Genomic DNA, 21,518 nt, shown 5'->3' with positions numbered 1-21,518 from the left:
TTTCTTTTGCAGAAAATGATTTTAAAATTTAAAATTATAACTCACAGCCGGTACAATTCCGAAAATGGAGGTTCTAACTGCCTCATTAAATCCCGTATCTACATTCTGACGAAAGTTAATCGAAGCAGCATTCTGGCGATTATACAGATTGTAGATACTGAAAACCCATTCGCCCTTCCAGTTTCTGTCTTTGTTTTTTCTGGAAGTTAATGTTGCCGAAACATCCAAATGATGGTAAGCCGGCAAACGATATCCATTACGCAGTCCGTAACTTGGAACCGTAATTCCTAAATACACATACTGACCGTTTGGATACGTAACAGGCTGACCGGATTGCAAGGAAAAATTAGCCCCAAACGACCATTTTTCGTTAAGGGTATAGGCAGACGTTATTGCTAAATTATGCGTTTTATCAAAAGCTGAATTATACCATTTGCCGTTATTAATCCCAGGTTCTTCTGGGGTTCTTCCCGGAGTTTGCTCTTCTGATTTTGAGAGTGTGTAAGCTATCCATCCGTTAAATTTTCCTTCGTTTTTCTTAAACATAATTTCCATACCATAAGCACGCATCTGCCCGTTTAAAATCACCTGTTCGATAGCATCATTTGCAATCAGATCAGCGCCATCAATATAATTCAGTCTATTTTGAATTTCTTTATAATACGTTTCCACTTCAAGTGAATAAGCTCCGTTATTGATATTTCTAAAATATCCCAAAGCCACCTGATCTGCAATTTGCGGCTTGATGTAAGTATCGCTTGGCATCCAAATATCCAGAGGTGTTGGAGATGATGTATTTGAAATTAACTGAAGATATTGCGCCATCCTGTTGTAACTGGCTTTTATTGACTGATCTTGATTTACCTGATAGGAAACTGAAAATCTTGGTTCTAAATTATTATAATCCTCAATAACCTTGTTTTTACCATAATGCTCTGTTGCAATTGGAGTTCCTTTTTCATAAATCTGTAAATCCGAATTAAAAACTACCGGATTATTATTTTCATATAAATTGATAGTCGATTCGCCTAATCGGTAAAACAAACTGAATCGCAATCCATAAGAAACAGTAATTTTTTTCGATAACTGATTTTCTGCATCGATGTAAACTGCCGGTTCAAAGGCATATTTTTTATCTAACTGATCCGGATTAATTCCCGAATCATTGCCTGAAGGTTTTATTGTTCCGGGGTTAAACTCGTAATAAATTCCGTTTATACCATAGTTCAATCTGAATTTATCCGAAACATAGTTCTTAAAATCATATTTTAGATTGTAATTTCTAATTCCGGAATCCCAATTGAAACCTATAAAATTCAAATCAAGACCGTAATAATAATCGCTGTAAATCAGTGATAAATTGGAGAATAATTTATCTGAAAACAAATGATTCCAACGCAAATTCAGAGTGGAATTCCCATAAATATTCGTGAAACTATTATTCAGATTAAAAACATCACGACCAAAATAGCCTGATAAAAACAAACTGTTATTATCGTTTATTTTATAACTTAATTTAGTGTTTAAGTCATAAAAATAAGCCGAATTGTCTTTTTGATCTTCTGATAATTTTAAAAACAAATGGACATACGAAGCCCTTCCTCCTATTAAAAAAGAACCTTTATCTTTTACCAAAGGACCTTCTGCAAGAATTCTACTGGAAATTAATCCGATTCCACCATTTACATGAAATTCTTTACTGTTTCCGTCTTTTTGATAAATTTCCAAAACAGATGAAGCTCTTCCGCCATAACGAGCCGGAATCCCTCCTTTGTATAATTTTAAATCTTTTACAGCATCGGGATTAAAAACAGAGAAAAACCCAAAAACATGAGATGAATTAAAAATGTTCGCTTCATCCAGTAAAATTAAATTCTGATCGGCACCACCTCCACGAACATTAAACCCTGAAGCCCCCTCACCTGCATTTGTAACCCCGGGAAGCAATAAAATGGATTTTAAAACATCGACTTCACCAAAAACTACAGGCATTTTCTTAATAGCAGAGATAGAAAGTTTATTGGTACTCATCTCAGGCGATTTGATATTAATTTTACCTTTATTATCGATAATCACAACCTCCTGAAGTTCTTCTCCGCTTTCATTTAAAGCAAAATTATTTTTGGCGTTTTGATTTAAAACAATGTTTTGTACAAGAGTTTGATAGCTCAAATAACTTATTTCGACCTGATGTTCACCCGCCGGAAGCGTTAGCGAATAAAATCCATATTCATTGGTCGTTGTTCCAATTTTCAGTAATGGAACATAAATATTCACACCTATTAAAGTCTCGTTATTTTTAAAATCGGTTATGACACCGCTCAAAGTAAATTTTTCCTGAGAATATGAAGTTAAAATCGTAAGAATAAAAATAATAAACGTGCCAATTTTTTTTGAAATCATCGTCTGAATTTTTGAGTTACATAGTTAACAATTACAGGAAGACATTATCCCTTTAAAATTGTTAAAAATGAGTTAAGAATTTCTGTTTGTTTTTAGAACATATCCTCAAAAACAGCGTATTATTCTTATTTAAATCATTCTCTTTTAAAAAAAATGAATATATAAAATATGTACATTCTATCCCAAAACAGACTTTATTTATATTTTTAACTTTTAAATCTATTTTGAACAATTATGTTTTTTAATTTTACTTTTAAATCTTCTCCCGTATCATAAATCATTTGTTCGTTGTTAGGAAAAGGAACTAATCTTTTATTAAAATTAGGCAGATAACTTTCGTCACAAGCATTTCTGTCTCCTTTATAAGTAGAATAAAGTGACTCAAAAACGAATTCACTTGCCAAAGGAAAAGACTGTATCAACTGATTATCCTTTGCATTTACATAGTCTATTTTTGCTGTAATCTGACAGGATTTGAATTGTTTATATTCAAATATATTAATTCGGATATTTTTAAATTTATCTACTTTAATCGGGCGTCCCAAACTATCTTTTACAGGATTGCCTCTTGAATCCAAAAGCGTTTTCACACCATCTTTGACTTGTTTTTCCTTAATAAATTCTTTCTCTTTAATTTGTTCGGGAGAGATGATTATTTCCCTGAAATTAACAATCAGACTATAATCGTATGAGGTATTTTTCTGCTTTACGGTATGATAAACTGTCCATTTATCATTTAATCCGTAAGTACTAAAATCTAATAAATCATCCTGCAGGCGTTTAGGAATTACAAGATTTGTTTGATTTTGGGTATAAACATTTACAAAATCAGTTCCTTTGAACTGCGCTTCTTCCATGAGTTTTTTGACATTTTTATAACCCGGATTTATTTTTTCGAGATATCCCAAATCATCATAAGCCTTTCTATAATCCTGCTTTACCTTCGATTTTAAAAGCACTGCCGCATTATTATACAAATATTTTGACAAAGCAATTTTGCTTTCTATAATCCTGTCAGTATAATTATCGAATACAAAAGTGGCATTTTTGCCTTGTTTTAGCAATCGCAATGGTAATAATGGACGAATTTTTGCCTGACGATCTTCTAAATTCAGGTAGGTGTTGTAAATGCGTTCAAAATTTACAGGGTTTGATTCTTTAACCATCATTTCGATATCGTGCAAATCTCGTTCTTTTGCTTTTGCGAAAGCTTCTTCCAGCAAATACACATAATCCTGTTTTCCTTTTGAATCTTTATTTGTTCTTAATGCTTCGACAGCCCGGTTTATAGCTGCGTCATAATTACCGTCACTAATAAGTGATTGTGTTGTTTTTACTCCACAGGAAAACGCAAGAAATAATATTGAAACCAGTAAAGTAATTTTTCGCATAGGTATCGTTTTGAAGATGTAAATATATCTTTTTTTAACTTTCAACAAGTATGCCTTTACTATTTATTTTAAGGAGCTGACTCATTTTCTTTAACCGCAAAACCAGTCCCGCTCTACCCTAAATCTTTTACAGCGAACCCCGCCGCAAAAGGATACCGGATCGATCGGGGCTAAATTAGAAATTTTATTTTCAAAAGATTCAAAAACGCTCTTTGTGTTTCTTCAGGAAATAATGATGCATAAAAAAATCCCGCTTTCATAAAGCAGAATTTCATATTCTATTGTATAAACCTAATTATTTTTTCTCAATAGGATAAAAGAATTTAAAAGAATTTGAGACCGCCGGATGCAAAATTGAACCATGATTTTCCTGAGGCAAATAATCAAAAAAGACTTCAACATTTTTGCTTTTAGCTGCTTTTATTTTTTCGGCTAATACATTCGCATCAACTTCCATAACTCTCGGAATTGCAGTTGGCGTAAGCCCTTCTTTTCCAACTGCTATATAAATTTGTATTGGCTGTTTAAAATTCTCCTGAAAAATTTCAGAATTTTGGTTCAAAACAGAGCCGTTGTTCCACCATAAACTTGGACTTACAATCACATATTTATCAAAAAGTGATGGCTTTTTCAATAATATTTCAGTTTCTAAGAGTCCTCCTAAAGATTGCCCAATAATTGTTTTAGAATCGTTGGTTTTATATTTTTTATCAATAAAAGGCTGTAATTCTTTTTCGATAAAAGCAATAAATTTATTAGAATGTCCCGCCGTTGGAAAACGCTTTCTATCTTCTTCAATTGTAGTTGGAAACGTAAAATCGCGCCTTCTGTCAACTGTAGCGATACCTACCACAATTGACCTTGGAACCTGACTGATCCATTCAAAGCTATTAAACTGTACCAAACCTGAAATATGAATAAAATCTTCATCTGCAGATCCGTCCAGCAAATAGATGACAGGGTATTTTGTTGCATCTTCTGCCTTATAACCTTCAGGAAGATAAATATTTAAAACTCTTTTTTCGTTTAATTCTTTTGATTGAATTTCATCAATAACACCTAAAATAAAAGGTTTAGCAGGTTCAGCAGGTTTTGATTTTCCTTTTTGACTGAAAGCTGTTGTGGTAGCTGATAATAAGATAAGAATAAAAAATTTATTCATTTTGATGTTGAAATTTTATTTACATTTTTTTGATTTGTCTCTTCTTTCCAAAATTCCATCTTCGAATAAGTTTAGCCTGCAAAATTCAATAATAACAATTTATTCATAATTATTCCTTTTTTATTTTACCCTTTTCTAACTTGCACCTGATACACAATCTCCCAAACAATAATAGAAACAACAGCATTAGTCATTATTGCTGTTTTGATATCATAAGGATCATACTTTGAAAACAGATGTAAATCTGAAGTTTTTAAAGCCAGAAATAAAGCCAGAAAGGCTATAGCCACAGAAAAAAGTATATTAAACAACGGCTTCCACTTTAAAACCAGAAAAGCATAAATGATATTAAAAACAGCAAAACCACAGCTTAAAGTAATGTACAGATCCGTTTTTAATTTCGACTGAACCGAAAGAAAAAATGTCGTTAAAACGATATATAAAATAAATAGAACTGAATAAATTAGGATTCTAATATGTGCTTTCATTTTTTGTGTTTTTTGATGAAGATGTCTAATTTAAAAAAACACTTACTGCAAAATAGTTTCAATCTTAGCTTCTGATTTTTCTCTTATGGTGCTGTTTGGATATAAACTCCAGATAATCAAAAACTTACCTTTAACAAGATATTCTTCAGGATGTTCATCGGTTGGCTGACCTTCTTTTCCCCAAAGCATCCCTTGCAGAAATCTGTCACCTTTGAATCTGTTTTCAAATTCAAAATACATAATAGAGCCACGATCAGTTTTACTTTTAAAACTTTGAATTCCTTTGCTTTTTACTGTCCCAACAATATTACTGTACGTTTCAATATCATTATAAAAAGTACAAGCCTGAACAGAAACACAATTATTACCATCGCTTAAAATATAGTTTTTGGGTATTTCTTTAGATTTTAATTTTAAATCAGCAATAGTCTGACAAAATGAATTAGCAGTAAGAAACAGAAACAATAATGATAGCCGAATTGTATTTTCCATAGATTTGGGTTTAGCTTTTAGATTACAACAAATACAAACCTTCCATTTTTTTTAACAAAAATTGAATTTGCACCCAGCTAAAATAGCATTTAATTTGATGCTAATTAAACTTGTTTTGGTCACAAAACTAAACAATCATAATGTTTCATCAATAAACACATTCAACATCGAAGATATAATTTAAAGTCTAAAAAGTTCCAATAAAATGAAGTCCAACCATAGAGTTTGAAATTTGAGGGATTAATTGTTTGTGCATTGTAATTTTTTTAGGGCTGCCATTAAAACCATTAGATTCTTTTTTTGCTATTTGCTTACGGCTGCTAATTACAATAGAACGCCCAATTATGGTACCTACTAATCCACCTACCAGTAAATCTGAAACCCAATGTTCATGGCTTTTTATATCTGAAAGAAATACTGCAGTTACAAATGTATAAGGTATCCAATAGTTGTTGTATTCCATTTGGAATACTTTGGCTACAGCAAAATAAGAGGTCGCATGAAAAGATGGAAATGAAGTACCGGTACCCCCATGCCCAAAATGAACATTGTCATAATTTCCAAAATCCCATGGATTTTTTGTCCAAGGTTCAACTACAGGTTTATCATCATTTATTTTTCTTTGAGGCCTGTTTCTTGATGATAGTGTTTTTAGAACTATTTGCGTTATAACGTAAGAATAGGCTAAAGATTTAGCCGCATTAAGAGCTACAACTTGTCCTTTTTCGTTATTAATAATTAATGAACCTGCATATAGCCCAATGATTGGATAAACAATATAGGAATCAGCACCGATTACATGGGGTATTGTACTTTTAATTTCAGGCAAACTATAATCAATATTAGGTTCGATATGATCATGTAAAAAACCTGTAGTTTGTTTGTCAACAGCTATCAAACCAATTATTCCTGCAGTATAAAGCGCTGTTCTTTTCCAGTTACTTGAAACGTTATGACCCATCGCCGAAAAATCTCCGGGAACACTAAGAATACTGTTTGCGATTACGGAACCTGCAACTTTGAATCGATTGTCTTTTTTTATTTTTATACTGTCATTCTCTTTTTTTATCTTTAAGGTGTCTTCCTGAGAAAGGCAAGTAATAGATAATAGGCTAAAAAATATTATGTTGAAAAATTTCATAATGACAATTTTAAATTAAAATTCGATTGGCTTGTATCAAGGCTGTACTATTTAAAAATAAAATACACGGAATATTCTAAAATCAGTATTTTGAATCACAAAACAGCCTGAATTTCAAATTTAATAAAAAATTTATAAGAATTTTAATAGGACACAAACTCTTTTAATTATAAATTAAAGAATATCAAATATTTACAAAAAAACATGATTTTGCGACAAGTTGAATTTAGACCAATACCTGAATTGATGCCTGTCAATTGTTAAAACCCTGGATTGAGATAAGTGCGAGAGAGAACTTGCTCGGGCAAAAAAATAAAAAAAGGCTGTCCGAAAATTACTTTTCGGACAGCCTTTTCAGTTTACAATATCAGTTGAATCAGATTTTAGACAGTGGTAAACATCTGAATTATCTCATTCAGTCTGTGATTCATTACCAATTTTTACTCCATGGCCCATAGTTTTTATACGCTGGTCCCGTTAATTTTTGTCTTTCTGAACCACCTATTTTTACTTCAGTCAGGTCTTTTTTTGGAGTATTTTTTAATGGCTGCTCATTTTTAAATGCTGGTCCCTGAAGTGATTTTTTATTGTTTTCTGCATATATTTTTGTCGGCACTGTTTCGTGCTCCCAAAATTTATAATTTTTAAAAGCCGGACCTTTTAAATCACTTTGTTTCACATTCGGTTTCTCCTGTGCAAATGCACCAAAAGAAATAAATAAAACTCCTAAAATTAATGCTATATTTTTCATAACTATTACCATTTATTGTTTTTTATAAATTTACAATAGGTAACAGGCTTTTAGTATTATGTGAATCTACCCAATTTGCATCCGTATTTATACGGATAGCACAGCTTCTAATTTCGTTATATTAAATTCATTTTTGCCGCTTTTTTAATAAGTTCGGCGGTATTTTTCACTTCTAACTTTTTTAAAATATTAGCACGATGGGTTTCTATTGTCCGGGAACTTACAAATAGCTGAGCAGCAATTTCTTTAGTTGTCAGCCCCTTAGAAATTAATCCTAAAACTTCGGTTTCCTTATTAGATAAAATATCCTCACTGATGCTTTGTGTGGACATAAAGTTGATCATTTTTTCAGAAATTTCAGCACTAAAATATTTTTTCCCACTACTCACGCTTCTTATTGCAAGAATTAATTCAGATTCATCTGTGTTTTTTAACAGGTAGCCATAAGCACCCATTTTAGCACATTTTGCGATATAATTACCATCGTTGTGCATAGAAATTACAATAGGCTTTATATCAGACGCAGTGCTATTTAGTTCTTTTAAAACCTGGAAACCATCCATATTGGGCATAGTGATGTCTAACAATACAATATCAGCTTCAAAGCGGGTATTCATAAGCTCCATAAATTGAATACCATCACCAACGCTTTTAACAATTTTTATATCATTATGCTTTCTAAGGAGCTCAGCAAGTCCGTTTCGGAAAAGCTCATGATCGTCAGCTATTATTAATTTGATTTCGTTCATAATTCTATAGGTAACTCGATTTCAAAAGTTGTATTTCCAGGAGCTGCATTGATTACAATTGTACCGTTGCAAATTTCTACACGTTCTTTGATGTTAATAATTCCTAAACCTAATTTAACGGTATTTAGGTCAAACCCAATTCCATCATCAAAATAAAAAAGAGAAATAAATTCATCAAATTCCGAAAGTGTAATTCGGATATTTTTTGCCTCAGCATGTTTTAATGCATTATTAATTAGCTCCTGTGTTATTCTAAAAAGATTAATTGCCTGATGGTTGGTAATATTAGAATTATCCTGTTGGGTTAAATCTTCATATTCAATAGTCACATTTGTCGATTTTTTCAGGCTTTCGATAAAATTTGTTAAGGTAACTCCAACTCCAAAATCATCTATTGAAGCAGGCATTAAAGCATTAGACATCAATCTAATTTCAGAAATGGTATCATCTACTATTTTTTTCATTTCTGCTTTCTTCAATTCGTTTTTAACCCTATTCTCAATATAATGCTTTAATGATGTTAAATAAGGGCCTACCCCATCATGGAGCTCACGGGATAGCCTGCGTCTTTCATCTTCCAGACCGTTTACCAGCATCCGTTTTGATTGTATTCTGGTATTTTCATCATTATTTCTGAACTCTATCAGCTTATCCCGCATCGCCAGAAGGCTTTTCCCTAACAGATCATTAGGACTTTTAGGCTTAAAATCGGTATGCAAATTCATTTTTCCAATATCATCGGAGAATTTCACTGCCCCCTGCAGAGAGGCTTTTAAATTTGCCAAAGCATCGAACATTTCCTTTATTTCCTTCGAATTTTTTATAAATTCATTGGTTTGATTGTAGTCTCCCTCTGCCATAATCCGGAGGCTTTTTTGCATGTTCTTAATTGGATTGGTAATAAATTTTGTCAGAAAAAGAGAAAGCATAACAGCCAGCAAAAAGATACCAAGAGTCAGCCCTACAAGTCTTTGCCTTAATTCTTTTAAGGGAAGCGTAACCTCATCAACATCTATTTCAGACAGAATAACCATTTTTAAATTTTGAACTACTATCGGACTGTACACACTATACACATCAATCCCTCTGTAATCCTCAAAAACACCTCTGCCATTTATCCCTTTAAAGGCATTCTTCACGCCCTTTGTTTTAACCAATATGGTGTAAGGCGTTTTATTGGGATAAAAACGGGATTGAGAACGCATTCGAAAATCGTTCCCCACCAGATAGGATTCTCCACTATCCCCCATTCCGGTTCGTTCAAGGAGGATTTTTTTAATTTTGCTGTAGTCTAAAACTTTAATAGTTGTGCCCTTTTTAGAGTTTGAGATAAAGCCTATTGTTGTTTTTTTAGCAACATGATACCTTGTAAAATCGTAAATGCCATTACTTTTTTTAATACTATCCGGAATTTTTAATATCGTAGTATCAATGTTCTGGCTGTACAATTCGGAAGATTCAAATCGCTCCCATTCTGATTTTAATAAATGCTCAATCTGGTTTTGCTTAAGTGTTTTGATAGAATTTAACTGCAGCAAAATACGATCATTTAAAACATTTGAAAACTGCTGATATGAGGAAAAAGACAACAAAGCAATTACCAAAGCAATTAAACTATTAATTATGATCAGTATTAATGTTTTGATGTTCATTAAAATCAATTTAAAGATAGAGCCCGGTTTAATACATGTAAATATACTTCGTTTAGTGCTTTAAAAGAAACTTTGAAGGGATTGTTCAGCTACATTTATCTAAATCTATAATGAAAGACATCCTATAGTTTTGAAAAATGTAATTGTTTAAATTCCAAAATTCACCTATACTTACACAAAAAAACACCTGATGTAAAAATAAGTTGGCAGTGTCTCCCTAACTGTTGATAAAAAAGAGGCTGTCTCAAAAGGACAGCTTCTTTTTTGTGTAAAAATCATTTCTATTATTGGTTGGTTACTTCTCAGTAAAACCAGCTCTGTCTTTAATTTCAATATGAATAATTTCTCCATTTTCGACACCTTCTTATCAAATAACATTCTAACTGAAAAAACATTACTATCAAAAGCTAGTTCTTAAGAACGAATTAACTTATTTTTCTAAAAAAACGAATAACCAAATATTATTGATGCCGTTTTATAACTTGATTCCCAATTAGCATCACTCAACACCATTGATCTACCTGAAAGAATTCTCATTTCCAAACTATATCTGTCCTTATACTTACCTCCAATACCAAAAGCAAAATTAGGCTTTGTATTCAATTTTAAAGAAGCAAATGACGAACCATCATATCTTGTAATATCAATTGCCCCTTGCTTATTAAAATCTAACAAATAAGAAACGTTTGCAAAAATCTTAAATCCATTTTTTAGAAAAAAATAATGCCTTATTCCTATCGGTACTTCTATAGATTTATAATCAACAGCAGCATGTGCTTCACCTCCAGAAACATCGCTCGATTGTCTCATTATTTGAGATTTATAATATTGATAAGTTGGCTCAACTATAGCCGACCATTTATTTTGATTGAATGGAAAAATAAATTCTGCTTCAAGACCAAATCTGAAATTATATTGATTGCCAAACGTAATATCTAATGACTCTAAATTAACACTATTCAATTCAAGATCACTACTATTTATCCCTGGCCTTATATTCAATTTAAATGAAGTTTTCTTTTGTTCCAAATTTTGATAAACATTTTTTGAATTTTTACATTCATTATATTGCATAAATAACTTCATTAAGTCACTTTTTTTATAATCAGTATTCTCAATTGCAGAAATCGTAATCTTCTCACACTTTAAATCGAGATAAATTTGCTGTTTATAATAATTATTCTTTGCATAAGAACTATCTCCGTTTATCAAATAAAATTTATAAACCAATTGAGTTATTTCATCGTTAACTGTAGTATTAGTTTTGTAAAAAAATCTAACCAAGGATCCATTCACGTAATAATATAAAGACGCATCTCCTTCAATCAACACCTTAAGAAATAATAATTCTACATTAAAAACTGGGTTTTTATCTAAGCTCATTATATTTATATTCTCACTGGATCTGTCAATTTTTACTAAAGCTCTAACAAACTTATATTTTCCGTTTATCGAAAACTCTTTTACTTGATGAATATCAACAATTTGAGAAATTTCATTTTGAGGTAGTTTAACCTCTATCTTTTCCGGATTATTTTTCCAATCTGAATTTTTTATTAAACAATCAATTTTTTGATTATTTTCATTAATAAAGTATCCTTTTTCGAATACAATTTGTGAATAGCAATTGATAGAAGTAGTAATTGTAATAAAAAGAAATAGTAATAGTTTTCTCATTTAGGTTTGCTGTTTATTATAAATTATGTATTGAGTATGGAATAACTAAAAGAATATATTCAAAAAGTATATTTCCAGATAAGATTCGCAAATCTAAATTAATTTAACCCGTAAAAAAAGACATGTGTATTTTTTTATATTCGACTAAAAACATTTTAACACTTACAAGTTACAACTAAATCATTAAATGCAATTACAATAAAATTAACTAATTTCAACTTAAATCTTCTTCATTAAATTAGATATTTATTTCGTAAAACAACTTCATTTCGTCAGATAATTCCAATAAAAAAAACCTGCCTCATAGGAAACAGGTTTTTCGAAATGACATTCTCTTTTTTTTTATTTTTAAACTACTGCTGCAATTTCTTGTGGCAATGGAATTTGATTTTTAAGTAAATCTTCGAATGTTTCGTGTGCACGAATCAAAACTCCTTTCCCATTGATCCAAAGCACTTCAGCAGGTTTGTATCTTGAGTTATAGTTTGAAGACATTGAAAAACAATAGGCTCCAGCGTTTCTGAACGCTAAAATATCACCTTCGGTAATTTCAGGAATTCTACGGTTGTTGGCAAAAGTATCCGTCTCGCAAATGTATCCTACCACTGAGTAAAAACGCTCTTTTCCTTTTGGGTTTGAGATGTTTTCGATATGGTGTGAAGATCCGTAGAACATTGGACGAATCAAATGATTAAAACCACTGTCAACTCCGGCAAATACTGTGGATGTTGTTTGTTTTACTACGTTTACTTTAGCTAAGAAGAAACCTGCTTCGCTCACAAGGAATTTCCCCGGTTCGAAAATCAGCGTTAGATCTTTACCGTATTCTGTACAGAAAGCGTTGAATCTTTTTGATAATTTTTTACCTAATTCTTCAATATCTGTTTCAATATCGTCTTTTTTGTAAGGAACTTTGAATCCGCTTCCGAAATCTAAAAACTCAAGGTTTTTGAAATGTTTAGCAGTATCAAACAAAATTTCAGCAGCATACAAGAAAACTTCGATATCTAAAATATCAGATCCTGTGTGCATGTGAATACCCACGATATTCATTTTTGTATTCTCTACAATTCGCAATAAATGCGGTAACTGGTGAACAGAAATTCCAAATTTACTATCGATATGCCCAACAGAAATATTAGCATTTCCACCTGCCATTACGTGCGGATTAATACGAATACAAACTGGTATTTGAGGATATTTTGTCCCGAATTGCTCCAGAATAGATAAATTATCAATATTAATTTGTACACCCATTGCGGCAACTTCTTCGATTTCTTCAAGAGAAACTCCGTTTGGTGTAAAGAAAATTTTGTCAGGATCATAGCCAGCGTGAAGTCCTAACTGAACTTCCTGAATTGATACAGTATCTAAACCAGACCCCATGTTCTTTAATAACTGAAGAATCGCAATGTTAGACAATGCCTTCATGGCATAATTAACTCTTAAGTTTTCTACCTTAGAGAAAGCTTTAGTTAATCTGTTGTACTGAGATTGGATTTTTTCAGCATCGTAAACATACAATGGACTTCCAAATTGGTCTGCTAACTGCAGTAAATCTTTTGCTTGCATTTTTAAACTTATTTTGAGCAAATTTATTACTCTTTTATCTACCAGCAAATAAATTACAGAAAAATAACAAATTATAACAAATTGTTTGTTTTTTAATATTTCGATGAATTTTATTTAGATTTAAAACATTTTGAAAATTCATGAAAAATAAATACAAAAAAAGCAAAACGGCTATCAATATTGACAGCCGTTTAAAAATTTTATTGCATAATTATTACACTCCAGGTAAATCTCCACCTTCTTTAGTAGGCAAATCAGATTTACCCATTAAGTAAATATCAACCTGACGAGCTGCTTCTCTACCTTCAGAAATAGCCCAAACAATTAATGACTGGCCTCTTCTCATATCTCCAGCTGTAAATATATTAGGAACATTTGTTTGGTATTTACCATACTCCGCCTTATAGTTACTTCTAAAATCAATTTCCAACCCTAACTGACTGCTTAATGTTTTTTCAGGACCTGTAAAGCCAAGTGCCAATAAAGCCAAGTCACAAGGCCAAACTTGTTCAGAACCTTCTATTTCAATCAATTCAGGACGCTGTCCAGGAACCATTTTCCACTCTACTTTTACGGTTTTCAAAGCGATTAATTTACCTTTTTCGTCTTTGATAAATTCTTTCGTATTGATTAACCAGTCTCTTTCACAACCTTCTTTGTGTGAAGTAGATGTTTTTAACTGCAATGGCCAGTAAGGCCAAGGAGTAGATGCACTTCTTCCAACCGGCGGTTTTGGCATAATCTCAAAATTCGTTACCGATTTCGCACCATGACGGTTTGATGTTCCCACACAGTCAGAACCTGTATCTCCACCACCAATTACGATTACATCTTTTCCGGTAGCTAAAACCTGATTTTCAATTTTTTCCCCAAAAACAACTTTAGTCTGCTGTGTCAAGAAATCCATTGCCTGAACTACACCATCAGCATCAGCTCCCGGCGTAGGCAAGCCTCTTCTTTCTGTAGCACCTCCACAAAGTACAATAGAGTCGAATGCTTTTAATTCTTCAATTGAATAGTTTACACCTACATTTGTATTCACTTTAAAGATAATTCCTTCTGCCTCTAAAATAGCTACACGTCTGTCGATAATTCCTTTTTCTAATTTGAAATTTGGAATTCCGTAACGTAATAAACCTCCTATTGCATTGTCTCTTTCGAAAACAGTAACAGTGTGACCCGCTCTGTTTAATTGCTGAGCTGCTGCTAAACCAGCAGGACCTGATCCTACCACTGCAACTGTTTTACCAGTTCTTACTTTTGGTGGCTGTGGTTTGATCCATCCTTCTTTAAAAGCACGTTCAACGATATTTTTCTCTATATTTTCAATAGCGATTGGCTCTTCAATAAGCCCTAATACACATGCTTTTTCGCATGGTGCCGGACATAAACGTCCTGTGAATTCAGGAAAGTTGTTGGTTGAATGTAAAATCCATGAGGCTTTTTGCCATTCTTCCTGGTAAACCATGTGATTGAAATCGGGAATCAAATTCCCAAGAGGACAGCCACTGTGACAAAAAGGAATACCACAATCCATACAACGAGAACCTTGAGTAGTAATTTCAGCTTCACTCAAAGGAATCGTAAATTCATTATAATTTCCTACGCGTTCTTTAACCGCTAGATATGATTCGTCTTGTCTTTCGAATTCTTTAAAACCTGTTACTTTTCCCATTGTATTATGCTGTTAATTCTTCTACCATTTGTTCTTCTGTTTCCAGACGTTTCAATGCTTTTTTGTACTCTGTAGGCATCACTTTGACGAAATTGTCCAAGCTAGATTCCCAATCGTTTAATAATTCTGTCCCTCTTGTACTGTTCGTGTACAGAACGTGTCTTTGGATTAAATTTTTCAAGTCATCAGCATCTGCGCCTTCAACTGTTTCAAATTCGATTGTTTCCGTATTACACAATCCGTTTTTAAACTTGTGTTCAGGATCATAGATATAAGCGATACCACCGCTCATACCTGCAGCAAAGTTACGACCGGTACTACCCAATACTACTACTTTACCTCCGGTCATGTACTCACAACCGTGATCTCCAACACCTTCCACTACAGCAATCGCTCCAGAATTACGTACTGCAAATCGTTCTCCGGCTATACCATTGATATAAGCCTCTCCCTCGATTGCACCAAATAAACAAACGTTTCCAACAATGATATTATTCTCAGCTACAAAAGTTGCTTTTGCAGGTTTTTTAATGATCAATTTAGCTCCGGATAATCCTTTACCTAAATAATCATTCGTATTTCCTTCTACAGTAAATGTTAGTCCATGAGCACTAAAAGCTCCTAAACTCTGACCTGCAGAACCAGTAAAATTAATATTTAAAGTATCCTCAGGTAATCCAAGGTGACCGTATATTTTAGAAATCTCATTACTTACAATAGCTCCAACAGAACGGTTTATATTGTTGATTGGATACTCTAAAGTCATTTTTTCTTTTCTATACAAAGCACGGTGAGAATCTTTCAGAATTTGGAAATCCAATACACCTTCTAAACCATGATCCTGTTTTTCTGTATTTGAAACTGGCATTGTTTTATACGCTGCCGGTCTGTGTAAAATAGAAGATAAATCTAATCCTTTTGCTTTGTAATGATCGATTGCTTTATTAGAATTGATTTTATGGGTTTGCCCAACCATTTCTCCTAAAGTTCTAAATCCTAATTGCGCCATGATACCTCTTAATTCTTCAGCAACATAATAGAAGAAATTAATAACATGCTCAGGAGTTCCTTTGAAATTTTTACGCAATTCTTTGTCCTGAGTTGCAATTCCAACAGGACACGTATTCAGGTGACATTTACGCATCATGATACAACCTGAAGCTACAAGAGGAGCAGTTGCAAAACCAAATTCCTCAGCCCCTAATAAAGCAGCGATAGCTACGTCACGTCCTGTTTTTAACTGGCCATCACACTCTACAACAATTCTGCTTCTTAAGTTGTTTAACACTAAAGTCTGCTGTGCTTCTGCCAATCCAAGTTCCCAAGGAAGACCTGCGTGTTTCAATGAAGTCAAAGGAGAAGCTCCTGTTCCACCGTCATAACCTGCAATTAAAACAACATCTGCTTTTGCTTTCGCAACACCTGCAGCAATTGTACCAACTCCAACTTCAGAAACCAATTTCACATTGATACGGGCTTCTCTATTTGCATTTTTCAAGTCGAAAATTAATTGTGCCAAATCCTCAATAGAGTAAATATCATGGTGTGGCGGAGGTGAAATCAATCCTACGAAAGGAGTTGAATTACGTGCTTCTGCAATCCACGGTAATACTTTTTCTCCAGGTAACTGACCACCTTCTCCAGGCTTAGCTCCCTGAGCCATTTTAATCTGAATTTCTTTTGCACTTGACAAATAGTGAGAAGTAACTCCAAAACGTCCCGAAGCAACTTGTTTGATAGCCGAGTTACGGCTGTCACCGTTTACATCCGGTTGAAAACGTTTTCTGTCCTCTCCACCTTCACCAGAATTGGATTTTCCTCCAATACGGTTCATGGCAATCGCTAAATTTTCATGTGCCTCTCTTGAAATCGATCCGTAAGACATTGCTCCCGTTTTGAAACGTTTTACAATTTCTGTCCATGGCTCTACTTCGTCTAATGGAATCGGATCTAAATTATCAAATTCGAATAATCCACGAATCGTCATTAAACTCTTAGCCTGATCGTTAATTGTATTGGCATACACATCGTAACTGTCCTGATCGCTCAATCGAACAGCTTGTTGTAATTTGGCAATCGTAGTAGGATTAAACAAGTGTCTTTCTCCATTACGTCTCCATCTGTATTCTCCTCCAATGTTTAATCCTAATCGGTTTGCAATTAGTTTATCAGGATAAGCATATTTATATCTTTCTGTAATTTCTTTTTCAATTTCATAAAGCCCAATACCTTCGATTCTTGAAGCTGTATATGGGAAGTATTTTTCAACGAATTTAGAATTAAATCCAACAATCTCAAAAATCTGAGAACCTCTGTACGAGTGTAAAGTTGAGATTCCAATTTTATTCATGATTTTCAAAATTCCTGATCCAATAGCTTTATTGAAATTATCAACTGCTTTTTGTTCTGGAATTCCGGTAATAAACCCTTCCTTAACCTGAACTCTAATAATTTCATTAACCATATAAGGATTAATCGCACTTGCACCATATCCAAACAAAGTAGCAAAATGATGTGGCTCACGCGGTTCAGCAGATTCCATGATAATATCAAAATATGAACGCTTACGTAAACGGTTCATTTGATGATTCACATACGAACAAGCCAATAAAGCCGGAATTGGAGCAAATTCTTTATTAACCCCTCTGTCAGAAAGGATAATAATATTTGTACCTTGTTCTACCGCTTTTGTGATTTGAACAATAATAGCATCTAAAGCATTTTCCAAACCATTCATACCCTCTGATTTCGGATATAAAATTTTAAAAGTTTCTGCTTTAAAATTATCTATAGAAATTGTTCTGATTTTTTCTAAATCTCCGTTAGAAATAACCGGATTCTGAATTCTTAATTTTCGGCATTGCTTACTGCTAATGTCAAAAATATTACGATCCTGACCTAAATTCAGAGCAATATCTGTCACAATTTCCTCTCGGATTCCGTCCAAAGGCGGATTGGTTACCTGTGCAAATAATTGTTTGAAATAATTAGGAATTAATTGTGGTCTGTCTGATAATACCGCAAGAGGTGTATCAATACCCATTGACCCCAAGGCTTCTTTACCAGTTTGAGCCATTGGCGTAATCATATCCTGAATATCCTCTAATGTGTAATTAAAAAGACGTTCTCTTGTTGGAAGATCGATAGTTTCAACTGGACAAACATCTGATGTTTCAGGAACATCTCTCAAGTGAAGTCTATATTGGTTTAACCATTCCTGATAAGGTCTTTCAGAAACAATTTTACTTTTAATTTCCTCATCATTTATAATTCTACCTTCGTTCATGTCTACAAGAAACATTTTACCCGGTTCTAATCTACCATGGCTTTCTACATCCTCAGCATCAACATCTACAACCCCAATTTCTGAGGCCATAATTAATTTACCGCTTTTGGTAACCGTATATCTTGAAGGTCTTAGTCCGTTACGATCTAATAAAGCCCCTACATAATCTCCATCAGAGAAAGGTACCGAAGCAGGACCATCCCAAGGCTCCATGATACAAGCATTATATTCGTAGAATGCTTTTCTTTCAGGAGACATTGTTTTGTGTTTTTCCCATGCTTCAGGAATCATCATCATCATTACTTCAGGCAATGATCTTCCTGTGTGTGTCAACAATTCTACCACCATATCCATAGAAGCAGAATCTGATTTTCCTGGTAAAATGATTGGGAATAATTTATCGATTTGTGGTCCGAAAACCTCACTTTTCATAATTTCTTCACGAACACGCATCCTACTCACGTTACCACGCAAAGTATTGATCTCTCCATTCTGACACATATATCTAAATGGCTGAGCCAATTCCCACGTAGGCATTGTATTGGTAGAAAAACGCTGGTGTACCAATGCAAGACGAGTCACCAAATCCGTTTGCTGTAAATCAGTATAATACGGCCCAATATCTTCAGGCATAATAATACCTTTATATATTATGGTCGTCGTTGATAAACTCGGAAGATAAAAATACGCGCTTTGTGATATCTTTGAATGCCTGATACTATGCTCAGTAATCTTACGTGCTGCATATAATTTTGCTTTAAAAACAGCATCATCAATCGCTTCGTTTTTTCCAATAAAGATCTGTTCGATACTTGGTTCTGATGCCAATGCAATTTCCCCCAGTTGAGAAGAATCAACCGGCACTTCTCTCCATCCTAAAACAGAAAGCCCTTGTGCATTGACTTCTTTTTCAAAAATATCTTTACAAAAATCATATTGATTCTTAATTTTTGGTAAAAATACCATTCCAACAGCATACTCACGTGCAGCAGGCAATTCAAAATCACATATCCTCTTGAAATAATCATGAGGAATATCAATTAAAAGTCCAGCTCCATCTCCTGTTTTTCCATCGGCACTCACTCCTCCTCTGTGTTCCAGCTTAACTAGAATCTCAAGAGCGTCGTGAATAATTTGGTTTGTCTTTTCTCCTTTAAGATTGCAGATAAAACCAGCTCCGCAATTTTCATGCTCGAATTCTGGCAAATAAAGGCCTTGTTCTTTTAGTTTCATTCTTGATATTTTTTTTTTACAAAAATAAAGATTTCATTAAATATAATATACCAAAATTATGCTTTACCTTACACTTTTATAGGAATATTAGAAAAACGGTTCTTAAATGATAATAATATTACAGAAAGCATTGTGAATTGCCAAAATGACAATTGCATTTAAATTATATTAAGAAAAATCAACATTATGTAACAAAAACAGGTTGCTTTTCTGTTAATTCTAAAACGATATAGTGATTTAAAATTAATGATAAGGAAATATTTATTTAACCTTTTTTTAGCTTTAATACAGATTTATTTAACAAACTAAGATTGCTTTATTATTAATTAAAAAAGATTTTACTTTTCGGTTCAATTTTGCTACTTTTGTCGCACTTTTATTCTGAAATAAATTCAGAACCAGACAAATTCTATATTATGAACATACACGAATATCAAGGAAAAGAAATTTTAGCGAGTTACGGAGTACGCATTCAACGCGGAATTGTGGCTAACAATGCGGTTGAAGCTGTAGCTGCTGCAAAACAATTAACAACAGAAACCGGTACAAGCTGGTATGTTGTTAAAGCACAAATTCACGCAGGTGGACGTGGAAAAGGTGGTGGAGTAAAACTTGCCAAAGGAATTGATAAAGTAGAAGGAATTGCAAGCGAAATTATCGGAATGCAATTAATTACACCACAGACTTCTGCTGAAGGTAAAAAAGTACACAAAGTTTTAATCGCTGAGGATGTATATTACCCAGGCGAAAGCGAAACTTCTGAATTTTATGTTTCTGTTTTATTGAATAGAGCTACAGGACGCAACATGATTATGTATTCTACTGAAGGTGGAATGGATATCGAAGAAGTTGCTGAACACACACCACACTTAATCTTTACTGAAGAAGTTGATCCTTCTGTAGGTTTACAAGGTTTTCAGGCAAGAAGAATTGCTTTTAACTTAGGCCTTTCAGGAAATGCTTTTAAAGAAATGGTTAAATTCATTGACGCACTATACAATGCTTACATTGGATCTGATGCTTCTATGTTCGAAATCAACCCTGTATTAAAAACATCTGATAACAAAATATTAGCTGTTGATGCTAAAGTAAATATTGACGATAACGCTTTGTACAGACAAAAAGCCTATGCAGAGATGCGCGATATTCTTGAAGAAAATCCAATCGAAGTTGAAGCTAAAGAAGTTGGTTTGAACTATGTAGATCTTGACGGTACTGTAGGATGTATGGTAAACGGAGCCGGTCTTGCAATGGCAACTATGGACTTAATTAAATACGCTGGTTTTGAACCTGCTAACTTCCTTGACGTAGGAGGAACTGCTGATGCTAAACGTGTTGAAACAGCTTTCCGTATCATCTTAAAAGATCCAAACGTAAAAGCTATTTTGATTAACATCTTCGGAGGAATCGTTCGTTGCGACCGTGTTGCTCAGGGTGTTGTTGATGCTTACAAAAACATGGGTGACGCTATCAATGTGCCAATTATCGTTCGTTTGCAAGGAACAAATGCTGAAATTGCAAAAGAATTAATTGACAACTCTGGTATGCCAATCTTATCTGCAGTTCAATTTCAGGAAGCTGCTGATCAGGTTAAAGCTGCTCTTTCTTAATTAAATAAGAAAATTAGTTATATATTAAAAATCCATTCGTAAAAACGAATGGATTTTTTGTTTGTAATTATATCAAAAATATTCCTTTCGAGAATATTTTAAGACAAGGTATATTGTAAAGATGCACAGCAGTGCGTCTACCAACGTATTTTGATTATGGATTCACGGGACGTAGACGCACTGCTGTGCGTCTCTACCATAAAATGCTTTGTAAAAAAAATCCCCTCGAACAATCG

General features: G+C 33.4%; 14 protein-coding genes. 1 reads left to right on the top strand and 13 read right to left on the bottom strand.

Features of this window, described 5'->3' with window-relative positions:
• Window positions 1–21: 21 nt before the first annotated feature.
• The 13 genes from FLV_RS13705 to gltB all read right to left on the bottom strand — a co-directional run bounded on the left by FLV_RS13705 (window position 22) and on the right by gltB (window position 19,672).
• Entirely contained in the window at window positions 22–2,403 is a 2,382-nt protein-coding gene (locus tag FLV_RS13705) for a TonB-dependent receptor (RefSeq protein ID WP_243234591.1), read from the bottom strand.
• A 206-nt stretch (window positions 2,404–2,609) separates the two neighbouring features.
• Complete coding sequence (locus FLV_RS13700) at window positions 2,610–3,794, bottom strand: hypothetical protein (protein WP_243234590.1); 1,185 nt, start codon at window positions 3,792–3,794, stop codon at window positions 2,610–2,612.
• A gap of 295 nt (window positions 3,795–4,089) precedes the next feature.
• Window positions 4,090–4,956, bottom strand: coding sequence for an alpha/beta hydrolase (locus FLV_RS13695; RefSeq protein ID WP_243234589.1), 867 nt, complete (start codon window positions 4,954–4,956; stop codon window positions 4,090–4,092).
• Between the two features lie 125 nt (window positions 4,957–5,081).
• On the bottom strand, window positions 5,082–5,444 hold the full coding sequence (locus FLV_RS13690) for a hypothetical protein (protein ID WP_243234588.1): 363 nt from the start codon (window positions 5,442–5,444) through the stop codon (window positions 5,082–5,084).
• Between the two features lie 42 nt (window positions 5,445–5,486).
• Complete coding sequence (locus FLV_RS13685; RefSeq protein ID WP_243234587.1) at window positions 5,487–5,936, bottom strand: hypothetical protein; 450 nt, start codon at window positions 5,934–5,936, stop codon at window positions 5,487–5,489.
• Window positions 5,937–6,123: 187 nt separating this feature from the next.
• Window positions 6,124–7,077, bottom strand: coding sequence for a phosphatase PAP2 family protein (locus FLV_RS13680; RefSeq protein ID WP_243234586.1), 954 nt, complete (start codon window positions 7,075–7,077; stop codon window positions 6,124–6,126).
• Window positions 7,078–7,507: 430 nt separating this feature from the next.
• The gene (locus FLV_RS13675) at window positions 7,508–7,828 is read right to left on the bottom strand and encodes a hypothetical protein (RefSeq protein ID WP_243234585.1); all 321 of its coding nucleotides are present in this window, start codon (window positions 7,826–7,828) and stop codon (window positions 7,508–7,510) included.
• Window positions 7,829–7,944: 116 nt separating this feature from the next.
• Window positions 7,945–8,577, bottom strand: a complete 633-nt coding sequence (locus FLV_RS13670) for a response regulator (RefSeq protein ID WP_243234584.1) — start codon at window positions 8,575–8,577, stop codon at window positions 7,945–7,947.
• Complete coding sequence (locus tag FLV_RS13665) at window positions 8,574–10,229, bottom strand: sensor histidine kinase (protein WP_243234583.1); 1,656 nt, start codon at window positions 10,227–10,229, stop codon at window positions 8,574–8,576. Before FLV_RS13665 ends, FLV_RS13670 begins: the two co-directional genes overlap by 4 nt.
• Window positions 10,230–10,667: 438 nt before the next feature.
• Window positions 10,668–11,906 carry a PorT family protein gene (locus FLV_RS13660; RefSeq protein WP_243234582.1) on the bottom strand — a complete coding sequence of 413 codons (1,239 nt, stop codon included), beginning with the start codon at window positions 11,904–11,906 and terminating at the stop codon, window positions 10,668–10,670.
• Window positions 11,907–12,254: 348 nt separating this feature from the next.
• The gene (gene lysA / locus FLV_RS13655) at window positions 12,255–13,478 is read right to left on the bottom strand and encodes a diaminopimelate decarboxylase (protein ID WP_243234581.1); all 1,224 of its coding nucleotides are present in this window, start codon (window positions 13,476–13,478) and stop codon (window positions 12,255–12,257) included.
• Between the two features lie 214 nt (window positions 13,479–13,692).
• Window positions 13,693–15,153, bottom strand: a complete 1,461-nt coding sequence (locus tag FLV_RS13650; protein WP_243234580.1) for a glutamate synthase subunit beta — start codon at window positions 15,151–15,153, stop codon at window positions 13,693–13,695.
• A 4-nt stretch (window positions 15,154–15,157) separates the two neighbouring features.
• Window positions 15,158–19,672: a glutamate synthase large subunit gene (gene gltB, locus FLV_RS13645; RefSeq protein ID WP_243234579.1), complete on the bottom strand. Its 4,515-nt coding sequence runs from the start codon at window positions 19,670–19,672 to the stop codon at window positions 15,158–15,160.
• Between the two features lie 416 nt (window positions 19,673–20,088).
• Between gltB and sucC the strand changes: the two genes are divergently transcribed.
• A complete protein-coding gene (sucC, locus tag FLV_RS13640) occupies window positions 20,089–21,282 on the top strand; it encodes an ADP-forming succinate--CoA ligase subunit beta (RefSeq protein ID WP_243234578.1) in 1,194 nt (397 codons plus the stop codon).
• Window positions 21,283–21,518 lie beyond the last annotated feature (236 nt).

The organism is Flavobacterium pectinovorum, assembly GCF_022802975.1.
Taxonomy (GTDB): domain Bacteria; phylum Bacteroidota; class Bacteroidia; order Flavobacteriales; family Flavobacteriaceae; genus Flavobacterium; species Flavobacterium pectinovorum_B.
The sequence above is the reverse complement of the archived record's forward strand: the minus strand, read 5'-3'. Positions and strand labels throughout refer to the sequence as shown.

What these genes read in the sequence shown, in the direction of transcription:
- sucC (WP_243234578.1), top strand. Translation starts at nt 20,089, where the DNA reads ATGAACATACACGAATATCAAGGAAAAGAAATTTTAGCGAGTTACGGA.
- FLV_RS13650 (WP_243234580.1), bottom strand. Translation starts at nt 15,153, where the DNA reads ATGGGAAAAGTAACAGGTTTTAAAGAATTCGAAAGACAAGACGAATCA.
- gltB (WP_243234579.1), bottom strand. Translation starts at nt 19,672, where the DNA reads ATGAAACTAAAAGAACAAGGCCTTTATTTGCCAGAATTCGAGCATGAA.
- FLV_RS13695 (WP_243234589.1), bottom strand. Translation starts at nt 4,956, where the DNA reads ATGAATAAATTTTTTATTCTTATCTTATTATCAGCTACCACAACAGCT.
- FLV_RS13680 (WP_243234586.1), bottom strand. Translation starts at nt 7,077, where the DNA reads ATGAAATTTTTCAACATAATATTTTTTAGCCTATTATCTATTACTTGC.
- FLV_RS13675 (WP_243234585.1), bottom strand. Translation starts at nt 7,828, where the DNA reads ATGAAAAATATAGCATTAATTTTAGGAGTTTTATTTATTTCTTTTGGT.
- lysA (WP_243234581.1), bottom strand. Translation starts at nt 13,478, where the DNA reads ATGCAAGCAAAAGATTTACTGCAGTTAGCAGACCAATTTGGAAGTCCA.
- FLV_RS13705 (WP_243234591.1), bottom strand. Translation starts at nt 2,403, where the DNA reads ATGATTTCAAAAAAAATTGGCACGTTTATTATTTTTATTCTTACGATT.
- FLV_RS13670 (WP_243234584.1), bottom strand. Translation starts at nt 8,577, where the DNA reads ATGAACGAAATCAAATTAATAATAGCTGACGATCATGAGCTTTTCCGA.
- FLV_RS13690 (WP_243234588.1), bottom strand. Translation starts at nt 5,444, where the DNA reads ATGAAAGCACATATTAGAATCCTAATTTATTCAGTTCTATTTATTTTA.
- FLV_RS13665 (WP_243234583.1), bottom strand. Translation starts at nt 10,229, where the DNA reads ATGAACATCAAAACATTAATACTGATCATAATTAATAGTTTAATTGCT.
- FLV_RS13660 (WP_243234582.1), bottom strand. Translation starts at nt 11,906, where the DNA reads ATGAGAAAACTATTACTATTTCTTTTTATTACAATTACTACTTCTATC.
- FLV_RS13685 (WP_243234587.1), bottom strand. Translation starts at nt 5,936, where the DNA reads ATGGAAAATACAATTCGGCTATCATTATTGTTTCTGTTTCTTACTGCT.
- FLV_RS13700 (WP_243234590.1), bottom strand. Translation starts at nt 3,794, where the DNA reads ATGCGAAAAATTACTTTACTGGTTTCAATATTATTTCTTGCGTTTTCC.